The organism is Methanobacterium paludis (genome assembly GCF_000214725.1).
Taxonomy (GTDB): Archaea; Methanobacteriota; Methanobacteria; order Methanobacteriales; family Methanobacteriaceae; genus Methanobacterium_C; species Methanobacterium_C paludis.
In genome coordinates, this window is the sequence record NC_015574.1 from 2,307,028 (window position 1) to 2,324,612 (window position 17,585).

Genomic DNA, 17,585 nt, shown 5'->3' on the forward strand with positions numbered 1-17,585 from the left:
AATTCAGAGATGGTTTTGGAAACATTTAATTTGAAATAAAGTTTGGAGGATCATTTCAAGCCCCATTAATTTATTCATAATGAATTATTTTAAGAAAAAGTAGATCAGTCTTAATGAGGTTATATCTGATGTTGTACGGAGTCGTAGATATTGGTTCAAACACAGTTAAATTGAATGTTTATCGTTATGAAAACAGTGACATAAACGTTATGTTTTCAAAAAAAGAGAATTTGGGTTTAGTCTTTTATATAAAGAAAGGAAAATTAGCTAATGAGGGTATTGAAAAGTTGGTTTCTGTTCTTAAAGAAATAAAAAACGATTTGGACTATCTCAAAATAAAAAATTACAGATTCTTTTCTACTGCTTCATTGAGAAATATTGAAAACCGTGCTGATGTTATTCAGATTATTGAAGATAAAGTCCATATTGAAATTGATATGTTATCCGGTAAGGAAGAGGGAACATTAAGCTTTTGTGGATCTATTTCTACTATTAAAAAGGATAACGGGGTTTTAATTGATGTAGGTGGGGGCAGTACTGAAATCGTGCTTTTTAGCAATAGAAAAATAAAGGAAAAGTATAGTATTCCCATTGGTTCTTTAAAAATTTATAACAATTATGTTTCTGAGCTGATACCCACCGAAGAAGAGAGTAATCTGATTAAAGAAAAAATACACTCTAAATTAGATAAAATTGGTTTTAATGAAGAAAAAATTCGTTTCATGTGTGGTGTGGGTGGAAATATTCGTACCATTGAAAAAATGCTAATGGATTTACATTTACATGATAATAAAGATGATTTAATAGATGTTAAGTTATTAAAACAGCTTAAAGAAGAGTTGAACCATAACAACAAGGATACCTATAACAAAATATTACATGTTAAACCATCTAGAATCCATACTCTAGTTCCCTCTTTGATAATAGTTGAATCAATTGCTTCTTATTTTGAATGTGAAGAACTACAAATCAGTGAATTTAGTGTTAGAGAAGGCTATTTATTTAAAAAAATGTTAAATAGGTGCCAAAATGTCTGAAAAGGACTATAGTTACACCCAAAACCGTGAGTTATCCTGGTTAAGATTTAATGATCGTGTTTTAGAAGAAGCAGAGGATGCTTCTGTTCCTTTATTAGAACGTTTGAAATACGTATCAATTTTTACAAGCAATTTAGACGAATTTTATATGGTTAGATGTGGAAGTCTATACGATCTATCCCTCATTAATGAGGATTATGTTGATAATAAAACTGGTTTAAGTGCACAAGATCAGCTGGATGCTATTTATGATAGGTCCAAATTCTTATATAAACGTAGAGATGAGGTATTTAAATCTGTCAATTCTCTCCTAAAAGAGCAGGGCATTTATGATTTGGATTTTGGGGATTTGACTAAAAGTGAAACTAAATTTATTAATAAATATTTCTTCAATTATATTTTTCCAGTTTTATCTCCCCAAATCATCGATGTTCAACATCCTTTTCCTCATCTATTAAACAAATCCTTAAATGTTATATGTATAGTGAAAAATAAAGAGGGCAAAAACTTATATGGACTTATTCCTATCCCCTCATCTTTACCTAAGCTTGTTTATTCTCCCAACGAGGGAATGCGTTTTATTTTGATAGAAAAAATAATATATGAATATGCTAATGAAATCTTTTCAAATTATAAAATAGAATTTAAAACCATTGTTTCTGTGACTAGAAATGCAGATATTGCTTTATCTAATTCCCAAATTGATGAAGATGAAGATTACAGGGGGTACATGAAAAAAATTTTAAAGAAAAGAACTCGTTTAGCACCAATAAGATTAGAATTCTACAAATATTCTGACTCAAAATTAACAAAATTTTTATCTAATCAGTTAAATATTGAAAAAAATCAAGTACAAATCTCCAATACTCCTTTAGATATGATTTATGTACTTGAATTATGTGATCATATTAAAGATGTAAATCAATTGATCTTCCATAAATTATCCTTTAATCCCTATTATCCCAAAATACCAAAAACCGTTAAAGAAGGAAAGCTTATTTCTCAGTTAAAAAAGAGAGATATTTTACTTTTTTATCCATATGAATCTATGGAACCATTTTTAAGTCTATTGAAAGAAGCAGCTAATGATGAAAACGTAATATCCATCCAAATTACAATTTACAGGCTAGCCAGGTCTTCATCAGTGATAAAATATTTATTAGAAGCATGTGAAAATGGAAAAGATGTAACTGCTTTAATTGAACTTAGAGCTAGATTTGATGAAGAAAGGAATATTCATTATGCGGGTTTATTAGAAGAAGCTGGTTGTAGGGTTTTGTACGGTTTTGAAGAGTACAAAGTGCATTCAAAAATTTGTTTAATCACGCGAAAAGAGAGGAATAAAATTCAATATATTACCCAACTAGGAACTGGTAATTACAATGAAAAAACCTGTAAACTATACACTGATCTAAGTTTTATTACCGCAAATCAGGCAATTGGCGAAGATGCAATGTTATTTTTCAAAAACATGGCAATTTCCAATTTAAACGGTGAGTATAACAAGTTGTTCGTTGCGCCTTTTAGATTAAAACCTAAATTAATCGAAAAAATTAATATGGAAATAGAGAATGCCCGGAATAATCGTCCAGCTAATATTATCATGAAAATGAATTCTTTAACAGATAGGGAATTGATCGACATGTTAAGTAACGCTTCTAATGCCGGTGTGAAAATTAGATTAATAGTTAGGGGTATTTGTTGTTTGGTTCCGGGATTACCGGGTAAAACTGAAAATATAGAGGTCATTAGTATTGTAGGTAGGTTCTTAGAACACGCCAGGATTTATTGTTTTGGTACTGGAAAAGACGTTTCAATATATTTATCGAGTGGCGATCTAATGACGAGAAATACTGAAAAACGAGTTGAAATTACTTTTCCTATTGAAAATTCAATTTTAAAGAAAAAAATTATCCATATATTGGATATTATGCTTAATGACAATGTTAAAGCTAGAAAAATTAATGATAAAGGAGAATATGAAAGGGTTATTAGAAGTGTTGATTTAATTGATTCTCAATATTATTTTATGCAGGAGGATCTCTCACAAATTGAAGAAGAACCAATTGTAAAAGAATCATTTTTCTCTAAACTAAAAAATTTATTTAAAATGATTGGGAAATAGTTTGATTGAGAATAATAACTTTCCACTCATAACTAAACTTTATTGGCCGTAAATCAGAATATCACACTGAATTTACGAATCAAATCCCCTATCTTCTTATCCCTACTTTTATTCCAGACCACGACCTCTGTTCCAATAATGCTTCCCCCTTTGGATTGACAGATGTCTTTAATCTTGTCTATAGCTTTATTTCCACCTGTCCAGTTAAATGGCAATCCCTTGGTTACAAAAGCTGCAATTTTTTTATTTTGAAGTGAGGGAATCTGCTCTAGATAAGCCTTCATGGCAGGTGCCAGGGAAAATGCATGCACAGGAGATCCAAATATCAATGCATCATATTTTTCCACATCAGGTAGAGTTTCAAATTTAATATCCTTTGAACCCGGGTGCACTTCACCTTCAGGGACAATTCTTTCTATTTCAACTTCTTTTCCCTCTTCCTGGAACTTTTCTTGAAGCTTCTGGGCTACAGAATACGTATGTTCAGTCTGAGAATATACTACAATTCCTATTTTCATGATAATATATTATGAAGTTTTTAATTAAAATCTATTTACTAATAAAAATGACTTTTGTACTTCATTAAGTTTGATAATTTGGATTATACAATTTAGCAGGCACTGTAAAATATTCCGGATTTCCATGTCCTAACTCCCTCTCTAGGATATCATCAGTGAAAATATCTGGAAAATTAGCAATTAAAAAATATTTTAAGATCCCGCTTCGGTCAGTTGATAATCTTTCACGACTCACATCCCAACAAATGTTGATATAAACACCATTAAGGTATTTTTCTCCCCATCCTTTAGATTTTTGTAATAAATTATCTAATTCCCCTATTGTTTTTATATTAACCTTTTTTAACATTTGAATTTCTTTATAAACCATACCTGCAAGCCCAACTTTAATTCCTAAAGATTCAATGAAATTTGTCCAGTAATCAACAGTTATTGAAGCTTCGAGATAAAAAACCAGGGAATCTATATTTATTTCGGTTTCTGATCCATTAAAATCCATTTTCTGTTTGTATTCTTTTGATTCAGCTTCACCTTCATAAACAATAACTTTAAGAGGTTCTATTATCATTTCATCTTCTTTGGCACTATTTTTAATTTTAGGAGGAGGAATATTAAAGGCAGATTCAAAAATTTCGGGAAATTCATCTTTGAGAGATTTTAGAACTTCATGAGCAATTTGACGGATAGTTGTCAATTCAGCACCCATTATATATCCTTCTCCTGCATTATTAGCATACATCCATCCTATGGACTCATTTCTAGTTAAATTAACATATTCTTCATTTAATTCTGAATCAACATGCGCTCCTCCATCTTTATTGGAGACTGTTAGAATCAAATTCTTGCGAGTGAAAGGATTTTTATTTGAATCTTCAAGAACAATTAATTCATTCCACCATTTACTAAAAGTGATTTTGCCATTCAAATATCTACTCGAATCTTCATCCAATGGGGCAAAAAATTCGTCTCCCTTTGGTCTTTTCATAATTTTAATAAGACCCATATAAGGAAATGGATTTCGTGAATCATAATCCAATGAAGTATCATAAAATAATATGTCTTTTTTCCCCAACTGAGTTAATAAGGAATGTGAGCGTGCATCATGAAGCAAAACACGAATTCTAAGGGCAATGTTTTTTGCTTCGATCTTAAATCCTTCATCAAATAATTGACATGAATTTAATAATAATTGAATTTGATCCTTAAGTTGAGACTTTAAATCCTCTTCACTTTGCTTAACTTTTGCCATTTCAAATCCTCTTCAGAGAGCTAAAAAATATTTAAATTAAAAATTATTATTTGTTTCCATGCTTTATGAAATATTCTTCTTCTGCAACCTCTATATTTCTTTTAACAATTTTTTCAACTCTTTTTTTTACTTTACTGAATGTATTCCAAGTTATTTTTCTGAAACTGCATCTTACACAACTCCAACTGTACCAGTAAAATTTATCTGACTGTTCCAGTTCTGTTTTACATATAGGGCATCTTGGAGTGTTTTCAATGTAAATAGATGGTTTTTTATCTGGAAAAGGTCCGGGATTAGGTGTTCGAGCCTTCCAAATCACACCATCATATTCCCACTCTCCAACATTGATCCAACCGAAGGTAGGCACAATCCCATAAGGCGAATGATAAAATGACATTTTTCTACGAATGGATATAGTAATAATCCAAAGCAAAAGCAAAATAGCTAAAAAAATCCAAATTTCTTTTGGAATATTATAAATTACTGCAATCCAATCTTTGTTTGTAAAAATAGCGTAGATATAAGGTAAAATTAAAGTTAATAAAGCAGCGCCAACCGGAGAACGATAACTTTCAGTTAAAAATTTTTTAATTGTCATGATTCATTCTTTTGTGTTGATTAATAATAAATAATCGCCCTTAATTAATAGATCATGCTATTTAAAAGCCCAAATACCTAGAATAAAGCAATAGAAATAAATTTTTTAATTGATTAAACCTTTATTTAATCATCACCGGACCGTTTTGTGAATAATTATTTGATTTTTGTTTTAATTTATGGTACTTTTGAACATCTTGAATCCAAACATCAATTTGTGATTTAATTGGATTTTTAAATAACTCTTCAGGATTACTTGAATCAATATTAGTAACTTTCCATTCATGTATCTCTGGATCAAACATGCCCTCAGCAATTAATTTTTTCTCTTTTAAGATTAATAGAGGTAATCCAAGTTGATACGCCATTGCTCCCTCAATTTGTGTCCAAACAGTAGCAAAATATTGATCTTCAAATTTTTCTTGCTCATCACTTCCTTCCCTATAAATTCCTTCTTTTGAATGAAAACGTTCCATAGCTAATATTATAGCCCCATTAACTTCTTGCATCTTTTCTTGGATAGGGATCAATGGACTTTTATTTGAATAAAAAGTAGTACCTAATGTTTCTGCAATAATATTTTTATTATCAAGATATTTGACAAGATTATCCACATAATTTTGTTGCATATTGTTATGAGGCTTGCCTACACTCAAGAATGTAGATATTTTTTCCATAAAAATCTCTCCTAACAAAATTTTCTGTTATAATAATTAAAAAATAGTCTTAATAACTTTATTAACGCCATTGATTAATTCTTCAACTTCATCATGAGTTGGATCTCTCTCTTTTTTATGAGAACAATAGTTTCGAATATCCCCTAATCTTTGAATCTGGCGCCAATTTGGTAAATCTAATATTTCATTATCTTTAAGCGCTTGATTATAATTATCAATAGTTGGGTTTTTCTTTTTGAGTTTTACTCCATGATTATTACATACTTCTGCTAAATGACTTTCAAGAACAACTCCGGCTACTGCACCCGCTGCCCTTAAATGTTTTGCTTTCAACAAAGATTCTGCTGCATCTATTTCATTATCAAACAAATCTGCCCTTAAAACACCTTTAACATCTGAAAGAAGAGAATCAATTCGAGTATTAGCAGAAGTTAATATTGAAAGTTGTTGCAAAAATTTGCGTACGATAATGCCTTCATGATCAAAAGCATCCCACGACGAATTTTTTCTGCCCTGAGTAACCCTTAAACCCAATAAATAATCACTAATACCATAAGTTGTAATGTTAATTTCTTTGCGTTTCTCTATTTGGTATAGTTCCTCAAATTCCTTAATACGATCCGGCAGTAATTGCCTTACTAAATTTAGAGACTTTGTATACCATTGCTGGTATCGCGTTGGAGATCGTTTAAGAGTACTTTCTTCACTGCATTCTAATAAAGAACTGCCTTCTTTAACTAAATCATTTAATTCCTTTTTAATTGAGTCTTTAGAATTTTTCATAAATTTAACTCCAAGATACCCTATATTAACCAAATATATTCTCAAAAATAACTTCAAATTCTGTTTTACCAACATCCTCATCAATTATTGGACAAACTTCAAGAATTTTTTCTTTATCTTGAAGTAATTCACAGGCTTTTAAAGCTTTTGAAGGTTTATCTCTACCTCCAGTACCTTCAGGATAATAAGATTCCACTGCTCCCTTAAATAAAACGTAAATATTTTGTTCTCTTAATCTGTCCAACAGTTCATCTTTAACAGGAACTTCATATCTGTTATTTTGTAAAATATTTTTGCGCTTATTCTCTGATTCTTTTGAAAATAATAAATCTATCTCATATTGTTCATCTGCTGTTAAAAATGCCCCTTTTTTGGATAATACTTTTAACCGTTCATATTTTTCGAGCCAAGAATAACTTCTAACCAAATCCCGTACTTGATCACTTGAAACAGAACCATCTACTCCTTCATCATCCGCTATTCTGTCTAATTCCTCAATCAATTTATTATGTATAACCTCAATGGATTCTTCAACTTTAAGTTTATTAAAATCTTTAATAAGTATATCTAAGTCTAAAATAACGTGAACTTCGATACCAAAAGCTTCAAAAAATTCTTTATAACGATTTACATTACCTTTACCTTGAATTCTTATTATTGGAATATTCTTTAAATCAAAATCCCATTCTTCATTTAATATTTTTGAAATATGTTTAAAGAAAATTAAATCCGAATCACCCTCAACTAATACTAATTTATCAGAGAAAAATGCCGCATTATTGTTCTCAAAACAAATTAATCTAAACAACTCCTTTTTTTCCATGTCATTAAGAAGATTTATGGATTTTACATGGGCATATGGTGCAGGTTCTTCTACCACTTTTTTCATTTTAACAAACGTACCAATATATTCTGAAGAAAAAAATAAAGGAGAATGTGTTGTTACTATTACTTGGTGATTCTCAGCTATTCCACAAAGTGCCTCAAATAATATTTTTTGAGCCGCAGGATGAAGATATAGTTCAGGCTCTTCAAAAAGGAATAAATATGGAAATATACTGCCATGACCCTCTTCACTAACCTTTTTATTGCGATTTACCTGAACAAAAGTTCTCAACAAAGCAAAAGTTACAGCTCGTTTCAGACCATCTCCTTTATAATCAACTCGGCTTTTAACACCATCATCAATTAAAATTTCTGCTCCAGAAAATATCTTTTTAAGTTCAGGAGGAGGTATTACTAGTTCTAATTTCACTTTTGGGAAGTTTTCTTGGATATATGACTGAAATATATCCTCAATATATTTTACTTCCTTTATCCTATCGTCTTTAATACCTTCTTCTGTTTCAACTCTGTTAAGAAAACCTCTAAATTTATCAAAAGAGTCCAAAATATCTTCAAACGCTTCTGTATCTTCAATTAACCCCAATAAAACCCCCATTAATTTACCAAATGTAGCCGACTCTTTCGTTTTCACATCATCATTAATGTCTTTAACTGCAGGAATAAGGATAGATTCAGGTAATAAAAGTTTAATACTATTAGGTATTCCTGTAGGTAGAGGAACTTCCGTTTCTTCTAATTTTTCGGGAGAAAATGTATCAATTATCTGTTCAACTGCTTCTTTAGCTTTAACTTGAGAAGTTATCCCAACAAAATCTTCTTCATATTCTGGTAAATAGAGTTTCATGGTTTCTTCAATCTTTTTCCCAGTTTTACCTCTTAATATAGCTTTAATTTTGTCATCATGAAACCTATCATCAATAGGAATTAATTTTTTGACTAATAATTTATTAGATAAATCAGTTTCATATTTTCTTATTAATTTTAACTTATTATCAATCAACATTTTTTTTATTCTATCCCTATGGCTTTCATCAATTCTTTCCAAATCTTTATCATCAATCTCTGAAATTTCTACTTCAATTCTTATAGACTTTGAATGATCATAAAAATCGTTTTTAGATATTTTTGAACCCGAAATAAACAAACTCAATGCTAAAAGAGTTGAAGACTTACCACAATTATTTTCTCCAACAATACAAACAAAAGAAGAAAGCGGTATTTCAATATCTTTAAGACTTCTATAATTTTGAATTTTAGCTGAACTTAAGAACAAATAAATCCCCTTCACTTAATATAAATTTAAACAAAATAAATATGATCATATTTAATGAAATTAGAATATCATCCTAAGCGGAAGAATTTATGATTGAAGGAATGATAAACATCAAAGCAGACAATACATCTTCATATTCCATCCTCAAATCAAACCATTGGACCTCTTTTTTACAGTAAACAACAAAATCATATTTGGTTGTAGAAAAATCTCAAGTTCTATCCATATCCCGAATGAATCTTTAAAATCCAATTTTTCGCCCTATTTATTAACATCACAAAATTCATTACTCATACTGCATTATATAATAATAGAGGAATAACGAACAAAATTGATAAAGAGTGATAACATGAGTTTTGTAGAAATTGCCACAACAGATGAATTAAGGGATGGTAATATGAAAATGACGAGTGTTTCCGGGAGTGAAATCCTTTTAGCAAAAGTAGGAGATAACTATTACAGTGCAGATAATCGCTGTCCACATATGGGAGGTAATCTATCAACTGGTAAACTTGAAGGAACAGTTTTGACCTGCCCTAAACATCACAGTCAATTTGATCTTACCGACGGCCATGTAATCCGCTGGACAGACTGGTCTGGACTTAAATTATCCATAGGTAAACTATTAAAATCACCCCGACCTCTTAAGACTTATGAAGTTAAGATAGATGACGATAAAATTCTTGTTGACGTGAAATAGTTATAAACCAGGTTTTTTAACTTGAAAACTTTTTATGTATTTTCTCATAATACCCTTTTTTGTGGAAAATCAACTTTGAACATATATTAAGTAGTTATAGAAATGATCTGCAACTTATTAATAAAATACGAAGATAAGAGTTAATTAAATATAGTATTAGGCATATATAAACAGGTACAGAGGTGTTAGCATGAACAAAACAGTAATAATATTAGCGTTACTGCTGGTTTTGGGAACTGTCTTTATAGCTGGTTGTACTACCACAACCCAAAATAACACAAGTGGAATGGGACAGAATAAAAGTCCAACTACCGCAGGGTATAGTATAGGACAAATAGTTAACATTGAATCTGGAAATAGTGAAATTGTAAGTATCGCATCTGAAACAGTTCAAATGGAGGATCCATAGAAAGAATCCAGAGATCTAGAAATTAGCGAGATCTAGAAATTAGCATAATTCTAGATAACCTCCAAATTTCTTTCTTTTTAATTTAAACTAGTTCATAAATTCTAAAAATGTATGTAGACCATTACAGATAATGTAATGGTCTTTTTTACAATATTCAAAGTTTAATCAACAGAAATTCTAAAACCCTATTATCTGTTTTTTTGCCTCTCAATTTTTGATAATGTTACCATCCCTCATTTCAATGATTTCATCTGCAAATTCAGCTGATTCCTTGTTGTGGGTTACAACAACAATGGTAACACCATCCTTCCGGTTCAGATCCTGGAGTATCTGCATTATTGCATTTGCATTTTTGGTGTCCAGTTCTCCGGTGGGTTCATCTGCAAAAACTATTGAAGGATTGTTTATAAGGGCTCTGGCTATCACAACACGCTGTTGTTCACCACCTGAAAGCTGTCCTGGACGTTTATCGTACTTACCTTCCAAACCCATTTTATCCATTAATTTTTTTGCATTCTCTGAATCTTCATTTATCATTGGCAGCATAACGTTCTCAAGGGCTGTAAGCTGTGCCATGAGGTTGAACCTCTGAAATACAAATCCTATCTCATTTCTTCGAAGATGTGCCTGTTCTTTTGAGGATAATCTACTTGTATCTTTTCCTTTTATCCTGAAAGTGCCCTCTGTAGGCATGTCCAATATTCCAGCAACATGTAGGAAGGTTGATTTCCCAGATCCAGACGGACCCATCACCGCCGTGAAAGAACCTTGTTTTAAAGTCAGATCCAAACCTGCAAGGGCATTTACTTCCTCATCTCCTATTTTATAGGTCTTCCAAACATCGTTGAATTCTATTAAACTACTCATCTCTCAAAGCCTCCACAACGTTCAATTTTGAAGCATGTCTTGCAGGGTAAACTCCTGCTAATATGCTTAAAAGTGTTGATCCAATAATTACACTTGCAATAAGCCATAACGGCATCATTTGAGATATATAATCCATGAAATCAAGAGCGTTGGCAGCTGCAACTATACCAATTATACCAATGATAACCCCTATTATCGCACCGAAAAATCCTAAAATACCTGCTTCAAAGAGTGTGCTTCCCATTATTTCGCCATTGGTAAATCCAATAGCTTTTAATACACCTAACTCTTTTGTTCTTTCCATGACACTTATAAGCATCGTGTTTATAACACTTATTATTCCCACAAGAAGTCCAACACTTGCAATCAAGCTTGCAAAGAGCATTGATTTATCAACCATGTCCTGAACTTCAGAAACCTTTTCAGATTTAGTTTGGGATGAAATTCCAGTTATACTATTTTGAACTTCTTCACTCACTGTTTTTGGGTCTCCGTTTGTTTTAGCAGTAATTACACTTACCTTGTTGTCTGCCATATGTTTTGCAACGGCCTGATCTATGTAGATATTCTCACCATTTTCTTTGGCTATTCCAGTTACTGTCATCTCCTGATCTTTGACCTTAACCTTACTTCCAGCAGTGTAGCCCAATGTATCAGCAAGCCCACTATCAACAACAACTCCGGAAGTACCATTTTTTAGCTTAAGCTGTTTCCATTGGTTTGTTCCCTCAATAGTCACATCACTGCCATTTATAGTTTCCTGGAACACCGTGAATTCAGTTATATTGTAAAGTTTGGGATAACTTTCCACCTTTGAAGCTGTTTGATTGTCCATCAAGGATAATCCGCTACTGGATGCAGGGGATATGGTAACATCATACATCAACGAGCTTGTTTCGTCTTTCATAACAGAAGTGGCACCTGCAGTTATTCCAACAAGTACAACAATAGTTGCCACACCAATGATTATTCCAAGCATAGTAAGGGCACTCCTAAGCTTTCTCCTGCGAATGTTGTTAAATGCAAGTTTATAAAGATTCATTTTAACACCTCAATCCGTTTTCTACTCAAGTTTCATGTTCATAACGCAACACGTATTAACTAACAGATTTAAACCGACAATTCACGTTTTTAAATAAGTTTGAATACAATTTATGTTTAAAATTGTATTTGACCACGCATTGCTTACATATTTACTTATTAAAACACTTAAAAATAGTTTTTCCAAGATTTACCCAAGATTAAACCTTTTTTCCCACTAAATTCCCCAAAAATTAAGTATTTTTTTCCGCTATTTTTCAACTAAATTCCCCATAAATTCCATACAATTTACACCCAAATCCAAAAAAAATCAGTGATGAAAATGAGAGTAATAGAATTGAAAATGTGGTTAAAAAATTTAAAAAAGAAGCATTTTTGATTATTTAAAAGAATAGAAGAAATTAAAATTCAACTGATTTCATGAAAAAATGGTTATTCATATAGTTAATGTGGTTGAAATGAGTCTATCAAATCTTAAAAAAATAGGATTAAAAAAATAGGAAGTAACTAATCTACTTTGAGAACAATGAAATTAGTTATACCCTGATTATTTGTTATTATAATTATCTCCCAATTCCTCCCAAACCGTCAGGAAAGTATCGTAATTTTCTTCCATTGTATCTGAAAGGAAATATAACGCACCATACTTTTTGCCGGTGGAGGTAACTATGTTATTTTCTTCTAAAACATCAATATGATGTTTTACAGTTTTATAATTAAGAGACAATCTTTCAGCAAGTTGATTAGCGTTATATGGCCTGTTATTTAGTTCATCCACTATCCTAGCACGGTTTGTTCCGCCTTTAGTTCCAGCTAGGATTCCCCAAAGAAATTTTTTCATTGAAGGCATTTTATTAGATCCCGATATTTATTCCGGACGTATTCTCCGTCCTTTTATAATCCTTAAATTTAATTTTAAATATTTAATTCCTAGTGTGTAGAACCATTTAGCCATATATACCATGATTACCACCCAAATTGTGCCCAGGACTGTTAAACCGATACCTCCCAGTATCGTTATTAAAGTGCCCAAAATTCCTCCACTTACAGGTAAATGGATAGCATGTGGAAAAATCAGATTTATCAAAGGCGAAAATATTCCTAAAATCCCTGTAAAAATCACACCTAACCCTGCAACAAATAAAACCATTATAATCGCTGCGATTCCTAAAGCGGGTACTGCTACGAATATCATGTTAAAAAGTCCTAATCCTGCCGTCGCCAACATTGCTTCAATTACATTACTTGCTGACTGTTCATTTTCAGCTTTATTAATCATATATTCTACATTAATCTGTTTTGCAACTGTTTTTGGATCCCCTAATGCTCTTGAAAGCTCTTCTTCTGTCCTACCATTTTCTAAGCCAATTCTGAAGTGTTCTTTATAATCTGAAAGTATATCTTCTCTATCATCTTTTGGCATGTCTTTTAGCAGTTTAGTAAGTTTTTCAAGATATTCCTCTTTATTCATCCTTAAATTCCTCCAAAGCATCAGCAGTTTTAGGATACAGTAACTTATTGACACCTACAGAAAAATTATTCCATTCTGCAACTAGTTTTTCTTTTTTTTGTTTTCCTAAGTCCGTAATTCTGTAATACTTTCTTGAAGGACCCTCTTGGGACTCTTTCAGGTACGAAGTCACCAATCCATCCTTTTTAAGCCGTTTTAGGAGAGGATAAATAGTGCCTTCAGAAATTGAAATGTTCTTTGAGATTTCATAGACCATTTCATAACCGTAACAGTCTTTTTTGTCAAGTGTCGCCAGAACACAAAGTTCCAGCACTCCCTTCTTAAATTGAGCGTTCATAATATCACTGTATCTTTACAAGGTACTGTATATTGCAAGGTACTATTTATAATTTTGTGATTATAATTTTTGTAGAGCAGGGATGATCACTTTCTTTGAAATCACCCTAAAATCAGTGAATCCAATCAGATTTTTCTAAAATATTTCCTTAAACCAACATTATTTTTTAAAATATTTCCTTAAGTCGACATTATTCTTAAAATGATTAAAACTTAAATGATTAAAGCAAATACTCCATACCCCATGTTCCATCCCTTCCCTCGTCCAAACCAAACCATTTAAATCTCTTCTCACCGTAAACTTTGAAACCATGTTTCTCATACCATTGCCGGGCCTTCATGTTGTAAAAAAGCACATCCAACAGCATTCTTTTGCAGTTTTTATCCCTGGCAATTTTAAATGATTCTTTCAAAAGAAAGGTTCCAGTTCCACTACCCCTTATATCGGGATCAACGGCTATGTTGCCTACATAAAAATCATCCCCATCGATCTTGGAGGCTGAAATCCTGTCGAATATTGGTTTGACAAGGATCATCTTCAAAAAATCAAGAATCCCCATTGTATCTGCGTAAACCTTGGCTTCATCCAGAAATTTTATCTCATCTCCCCTGAAGGCCGTTAAAATTCCCATAACCCTACCTGAATCATCTTCAGCCACGTAGATATGTTCGCGGCCATAGCAGTTTTGTCCGGCTTTAATGATTTTTTGAAGTTTTAGCAGAGCTTTATCCCTGTTTTTATCGAAGAATATCCGGAATAGATCAACATCTGTTTCATATATAAACTCTGAAACCAGTTGAATATCGTGAACGTTTGTATCAAGCTTTTTAAGTTCCATTATTTCACATCAAAAAATTGTTTAAAGTATCGGAATTGTTTAGGTATCTAATTTATTTAATTAAAATAAGTTAAGCTGTTAATCTTATTTTTAAGCACTAATATTTATTTTTTATTTCAATTTAAATATAAGCATTGCTAACCCGATTCAATTTATAATAAGAAAATAAAATAATTCGTACCTTAGGGATTTACAGCATCTATCTCATCCTTAAGGCCAAATAGGTAGTATACCTTCAAGCTTATTGATTTATAGTACGTATTCCATTCCAAAGGTTCCCTCATTTATTCCGAATTTTTTAGCGCTTTTTTGGCCGCATATCCGGAACCCATGCTGTTCGTACCAGGAAATAACCTGTTTGTTGCTAAAAAGGACATCCAAGAATATTCTGTCACATCCCATCTTCCTTGCATCTTCTTTTGCTTTCTGGATGAGCTTACTTCCTATTCCGTCACCGCGAAGATCTGGATCAACGGCTATATTTCCTATGTAATAATCCTTATTTTGTATATCTGCAAATGCAATCATCCTATCAATTACAGGTTTAACTATGATTAGCTTCAAGAAATCAAAGAAATTCACTGCACGGAAATATGACTTCACTTCCTCATTACGTTTTACATCTTTTCCTTGGAAGGCTGTAAGAATTCCCAGTACTTCCTGATTACCATTGGATGCAATTTTAATGTGTTCATGTCCGTAGGGATTTTTACCAGTTTCTACAATACTTTGAAGTTTTTCAATAGCTTTTTCCTTATCTCTATCCAGAACCGCTAAAAATAGGTCTTCATCTGTTTCATAAATTAATTCTGAGACTTTTTTAGTGTCATGATTGTTTATATTCAGTTTTTGAATCTTCATCCATTACACTGTCCTCTCCATTAATTCATTATACAATATTTCATTTAGAAGAATTAATTGTTTTGTACCTCAAAACCTTCAGTAATTATTACATTTATAAGTTTCGATCATTCAAAGCAAATTATATACTCCACAGGCATATAAATAGAAGATTATGGAAACCAAAAGATTCGTGCTTCTGGACATAGATTACATCACAGAAGGCGATAAAGCCGTTGTAAGATTATTCGGGAAAATTAAAGGTGATGAAGAGGGTAAATCAATAATAGTCCTTGATAAAAACTTCAAACCGTACATATACGTCGTTCCCAGGGATATAGAAACCTGCGCAGATGATGTAAGTGAGCTTGAAGTGGAATCAGTTGAGTGGGTTCGTAAAAATGACAACGGTCAGGATAAAGACTTTCTGAAGGTTATATTAAACCATCCACAGGATGTACCAAAATTAAGGGACATTATAAGGGATTTAGAATCTGTAGAGGACATCCGGGAACATGACATACCATTTTACCGCCGTTACCTTGTAGATAAGGGAATATTTCCCATGTCCGAGGTTGAAGTGGATGGTAAGTGCCTGACTGGAAATGATGTCAAATTTTCCTGCGAGGAGGATGTTTGCATCTTCCAGATGGAGGGTGAACCACGTCCCCTTGAATCAGAGTTTCCTGAGCTCAAGATCCTGAGCTTTGATATTGAGGTGCGAAACCCCAAGGGCATGCCCCAGGCAGAGGTTGATGAGATCATCATGATAAGTCTTTCAAGTAACCAGGGTCTTGAGAAGGTGATTTCAACCGCAAAATCATCCCTTGATTTTGTTGAAACAGTGAAAACTGAGGCAAGGATGCTTGAAAGATTTGTGGAAATTGTGAAGTCAGAAAATCCCGACCTTCTGATTGGATACAACTCTGACAACTTTGACATGCCCTACATAAGGGACAGGGCTGCCAAGCTCGGTGTGAAGCTGAAGCTGGGCACAGACGGTTCCCAGCTCAAATTTATGAGGCGGGGTTTTGCAAATGCCGGCCTGGTGAAAGGCAGGATACACGTGGATCTCTACCTTTTAATGCGCCGTTACCTTACCCTTGACCGTTACACCCTGGAAAGGGTTTACAGGGAGCTTTTTGGCGAGGAGAAAAGGGATATTCCAGGTGATGAGATCTTCGAGTACTGGGATGACGGTGGGAAAAAGCTGGAAATGCTCTTCAATTATTCACTGGACGATGCTGTGGCAGTTACAAAGATTGGGGAGAAGATGTTGCCCTTGAGTCTTGAACTTACAAGGATAGTGGGCCAGCCATTTTTTGATATTGCCAGAATGACCACGGGACAGATGGTTGAATGGTACCTGATCCGAAAGGCCTATGAGTACGGAGATATGGTTCCAAACAAACCTTCATCATCACAGTACTCACAAAGAAGGCATAAAAAGAGGATAGCCGGGGGTTACGTAAAGGACCCTGTTAAGGGACTGCACGAGAACATAGTTTCCTTCGATTTCAGGAGCCTGTACCCGAGTATAATCATATCAAAAAATGTTTCTCCAGACACATTTGTGGAGGAGTGCGATGAAGATACTTGCCATATAGCTCCAGAGGTGGGTCACAAGTTCCTTAAAGAGCCTGTGGGTTTTGTACCCTCAATAATTGGGAACATACTCAAGGAACGTGTCAGGATTAAAACCCAGATGAAAGCATCTGAAAATCCCCGGGAAAAGCAGATCTTGGACGTGCAGCAGCAGGCCCTTAAAAGACTTGCAAACTCCATGTACGGTGTTTACGGTTATTCAAGATTTAGATGGTACAGAATAGAATGTGCAGATGCCGTAACGGCCTGGGGAAGGGATTTCATCAAGAAAACCATGAAAAAAGCCGAGGATTATGGTTTTAAAGCAATTTATGCCGATACTGATGGTTTTTATGCTACCTACATTGAAGATGACGATTAAATTCAATCAAT

Annotated in this window: 18 protein-coding genes; 5 read left to right on the forward strand and 13 right to left on the reverse strand. The window is 33.0% G+C overall.

What is annotated here, in order from left to right:
- The first annotated feature begins 128 nt into the window (after nucleotides 1-128).
- Together MSWAN_RS11005 and ppk1 are read left to right on the forward strand one after the other, a co-directional pair.
- Nucleotides 129-1,037: a Ppx/GppA phosphatase family protein gene (locus MSWAN_RS11005; protein ID WP_013826726.1), complete on the forward strand. Its 909-nt coding sequence runs from the start codon at nucleotides 129-131 to the stop codon at nucleotides 1,035-1,037.
- Nucleotides 1,030-3,162 carry a polyphosphate kinase 1 gene (ppk1, locus tag MSWAN_RS11010; RefSeq protein WP_013826727.1) on the forward strand — a complete coding sequence of 711 codons (2,133 nt, stop codon included), beginning with the start codon at nucleotides 1,030-1,032 and terminating at the stop codon, nucleotides 3,160-3,162. The genes MSWAN_RS11005 and ppk1 overlap by 8 nt, the downstream gene beginning before the upstream one ends.
- Before the next feature lie 53 nt (nucleotides 3,163-3,215).
- Here ppk1 and MSWAN_RS11015 read toward each other — a convergent pair whose 3' ends face one another.
- The 6 genes from MSWAN_RS11015 to MSWAN_RS11040 form a co-directional block, all read right to left on the reverse strand.
- Entirely contained in the window at nucleotides 3,216-3,680 is a 465-nt protein-coding gene (locus MSWAN_RS11015; RefSeq protein ID WP_013826728.1) for a flavodoxin family protein, read from the reverse strand.
- Between the two features lie 64 nt (nucleotides 3,681-3,744).
- Nucleotides 3,745-4,929 (reverse strand): hypothetical protein, encoded by a 1,185-nt coding sequence (locus MSWAN_RS12370; RefSeq protein WP_013826729.1) that lies wholly within the window; start codon nucleotides 4,927-4,929, stop codon nucleotides 3,745-3,747.
- A gap of 46 nt (nucleotides 4,930-4,975) precedes the next feature.
- Nucleotides 4,976-5,527, reverse strand: a complete 552-nt coding sequence (locus MSWAN_RS11025) for a hypothetical protein (protein WP_013826730.1) — start codon at nucleotides 5,525-5,527, stop codon at nucleotides 4,976-4,978.
- A 121-nt stretch (nucleotides 5,528-5,648) separates the two neighbouring features.
- Nucleotides 5,649-6,203 (reverse strand): hypothetical protein, encoded by a 555-nt coding sequence (locus MSWAN_RS11030; protein WP_013826731.1) that lies wholly within the window; start codon nucleotides 6,201-6,203, stop codon nucleotides 5,649-5,651.
- Nucleotides 6,204-6,239: 36 nt separating this feature from the next.
- The gene (locus MSWAN_RS11035) at nucleotides 6,240-6,986 is read right to left on the reverse strand and encodes a hypothetical protein (protein WP_013826732.1); all 747 of its coding nucleotides are present in this window, start codon (nucleotides 6,984-6,986) and stop codon (nucleotides 6,240-6,242) included.
- Between the two features lie 25 nt (nucleotides 6,987-7,011).
- Complete coding sequence (locus MSWAN_RS11040) at nucleotides 7,012-9,105, reverse strand: AAA family ATPase (protein ID WP_013826733.1); 2,094 nt, start codon at nucleotides 9,103-9,105, stop codon at nucleotides 7,012-7,014.
- Between the two features lie 349 nt (nucleotides 9,106-9,454).
- On the opposite strand from MSWAN_RS11040, the gene MSWAN_RS11045 reads away from it, so the two are divergent.
- Nucleotides 9,455-9,805: a Rieske (2Fe-2S) protein gene (locus tag MSWAN_RS11045; RefSeq protein WP_013826734.1), complete on the forward strand. Its 351-nt coding sequence runs from the start codon at nucleotides 9,455-9,457 to the stop codon at nucleotides 9,803-9,805.
- Nucleotides 9,806-9,995: 190 nt separating this feature from the next.
- The gene (locus MSWAN_RS11050) at nucleotides 9,996-10,214 is read left to right on the forward strand and encodes a hypothetical protein (protein WP_013826735.1); all 219 of its coding nucleotides are present in this window, start codon (nucleotides 9,996-9,998) and stop codon (nucleotides 10,212-10,214) included.
- 207 nt (nucleotides 10,215-10,421) lie between these two features.
- On the opposite strand, the gene MSWAN_RS11055 is transcribed toward MSWAN_RS11050, so the two are convergent.
- The 7 genes from MSWAN_RS11055 to MSWAN_RS11085 all read right to left on the reverse strand — a co-directional run bounded on the left by MSWAN_RS11055 (nucleotide 10,422) and on the right by MSWAN_RS11085 (nucleotide 15,629).
- Nucleotides 10,422-11,081 carry an ABC transporter ATP-binding protein gene (locus MSWAN_RS11055; RefSeq protein ID WP_013826736.1) on the reverse strand — a complete coding sequence of 220 codons (660 nt, stop codon included), beginning with the start codon at nucleotides 11,079-11,081 and terminating at the stop codon, nucleotides 10,422-10,424.
- Nucleotides 11,074-12,123: an ABC transporter permease gene (locus MSWAN_RS11060; RefSeq protein ID WP_013826737.1), complete on the reverse strand. Its 1,050-nt coding sequence runs from the start codon at nucleotides 12,121-12,123 to the stop codon at nucleotides 11,074-11,076. The genes MSWAN_RS11055 and MSWAN_RS11060 overlap by 8 nt, the downstream gene beginning before the upstream one ends.
- Before the next feature lie 546 nt (nucleotides 12,124-12,669).
- Entirely contained in the window at nucleotides 12,670-12,963 is a 294-nt protein-coding gene (locus tag MSWAN_RS11065; RefSeq protein WP_048188480.1) for an ArsR/SmtB family transcription factor, read from the reverse strand.
- A gap of 27 nt (nucleotides 12,964-12,990) precedes the next feature.
- The gene (locus tag MSWAN_RS11070; protein WP_013826739.1) at nucleotides 12,991-13,593 is read right to left on the reverse strand and encodes an HAAS signaling domain-containing protein; all 603 of its coding nucleotides are present in this window, start codon (nucleotides 13,591-13,593) and stop codon (nucleotides 12,991-12,993) included.
- Nucleotides 13,586-13,930 (reverse strand): PadR family transcriptional regulator, encoded by a 345-nt coding sequence (locus MSWAN_RS11075; RefSeq protein WP_013826740.1) that lies wholly within the window; start codon nucleotides 13,928-13,930, stop codon nucleotides 13,586-13,588. The genes MSWAN_RS11070 and MSWAN_RS11075 overlap by 8 nt, the downstream gene beginning before the upstream one ends.
- A gap of 220 nt (nucleotides 13,931-14,150) precedes the next feature.
- A complete protein-coding gene (locus tag MSWAN_RS11080; protein WP_013826741.1) occupies nucleotides 14,151-14,768 on the reverse strand; it encodes a GNAT family N-acetyltransferase in 618 nt (205 codons plus the stop codon).
- Nucleotides 14,769-15,017: 249 nt separating this feature from the next.
- Nucleotides 15,018-15,629, reverse strand: a complete 612-nt coding sequence (locus MSWAN_RS11085) for a GNAT family N-acetyltransferase (protein WP_013826742.1) — start codon at nucleotides 15,627-15,629, stop codon at nucleotides 15,018-15,020.
- A 154-nt stretch (nucleotides 15,630-15,783) separates the two neighbouring features.
- Here MSWAN_RS11085 and MSWAN_RS11090 point away from each other — a divergent pair, with 154 nt between their 5' ends.
- Nucleotides 15,784-17,574, forward strand: coding sequence for a DNA-directed DNA polymerase (locus tag MSWAN_RS11090; protein WP_013826743.1), 1,791 nt, complete (start codon nucleotides 15,784-15,786; stop codon nucleotides 17,572-17,574).
- Nucleotides 17,575-17,585 lie beyond the last annotated feature (11 nt).

Coding starts and splice junctions, on each gene's coding strand:
- MSWAN_RS11005 (WP_013826726.1), top strand. CDS start 129: ATGTTGTACGGAGTCGTAGATATTGGTTCAAACACAGTTAAATTGAAT.
- ppk1 (WP_013826727.1), top strand. CDS start 1,030: ATGTCTGAAAAGGACTATAGTTACACCCAAAACCGTGAGTTATCCTGG.
- MSWAN_RS11015 (WP_013826728.1), bottom strand. CDS start 3,680: ATGAAAATAGGAATTGTAGTATATTCTCAGACTGAACATACGTATTCT.
- MSWAN_RS12370 (WP_013826729.1), bottom strand. CDS start 4,929: ATGGCAAAAGTTAAGCAAAGTGAAGAGGATTTAAAGTCTCAACTTAAG.
- MSWAN_RS11025 (WP_013826730.1), bottom strand. CDS start 5,527: ATGACAATTAAAAAATTTTTAACTGAAAGTTATCGTTCTCCGGTTGGC.
- MSWAN_RS11030 (WP_013826731.1), bottom strand. CDS start 6,203: ATGGAAAAAATATCTACATTCTTGAGTGTAGGCAAGCCTCATAACAAT.
- MSWAN_RS11035 (WP_013826732.1), bottom strand. CDS start 6,986: ATGAAAAATTCTAAAGACTCAATTAAAAAGGAATTAAATGATTTAGTT.
- MSWAN_RS11045 (WP_013826734.1), top strand. CDS start 9,455: ATGAGTTTTGTAGAAATTGCCACAACAGATGAATTAAGGGATGGTAAT.
- MSWAN_RS11050 (WP_013826735.1), top strand. CDS start 9,996: ATGAACAAAACAGTAATAATATTAGCGTTACTGCTGGTTTTGGGAACT.
- MSWAN_RS11055 (WP_013826736.1), bottom strand. CDS start 11,081: ATGAGTAGTTTAATAGAATTCAACGATGTTTGGAAGACCTATAAAATA.
- MSWAN_RS11060 (WP_013826737.1), bottom strand. CDS start 12,123: ATGAATCTTTATAAACTTGCATTTAACAACATTCGCAGGAGAAAGCTT.
- MSWAN_RS11065 (WP_048188480.1), bottom strand. CDS start 12,963: ATGAAAAAATTTCTTTGGGGAATCCTAGCTGGAACTAAAGGCGGAACA.
- MSWAN_RS11070 (WP_013826739.1), bottom strand. CDS start 13,593: ATGAATAAAGAGGAATATCTTGAAAAACTTACTAAACTGCTAAAAGAC.
- MSWAN_RS11075 (WP_013826740.1), bottom strand. CDS start 13,930: ATGAACGCTCAATTTAAGAAGGGAGTGCTGGAACTTTGTGTTCTGGCG.
- MSWAN_RS11080 (WP_013826741.1), bottom strand. CDS start 14,768: ATGGAACTTAAAAAGCTTGATACAAACGTTCACGATATTCAACTGGTT.
- MSWAN_RS11085 (WP_013826742.1), bottom strand. CDS start 15,629: ATGAAGATTCAAAAACTGAATATAAACAATCATGACACTAAAAAAGTC.
- MSWAN_RS11090 (WP_013826743.1), top strand. CDS start 15,784: ATGGAAACCAAAAGATTCGTGCTTCTGGACATAGATTACATCACAGAA.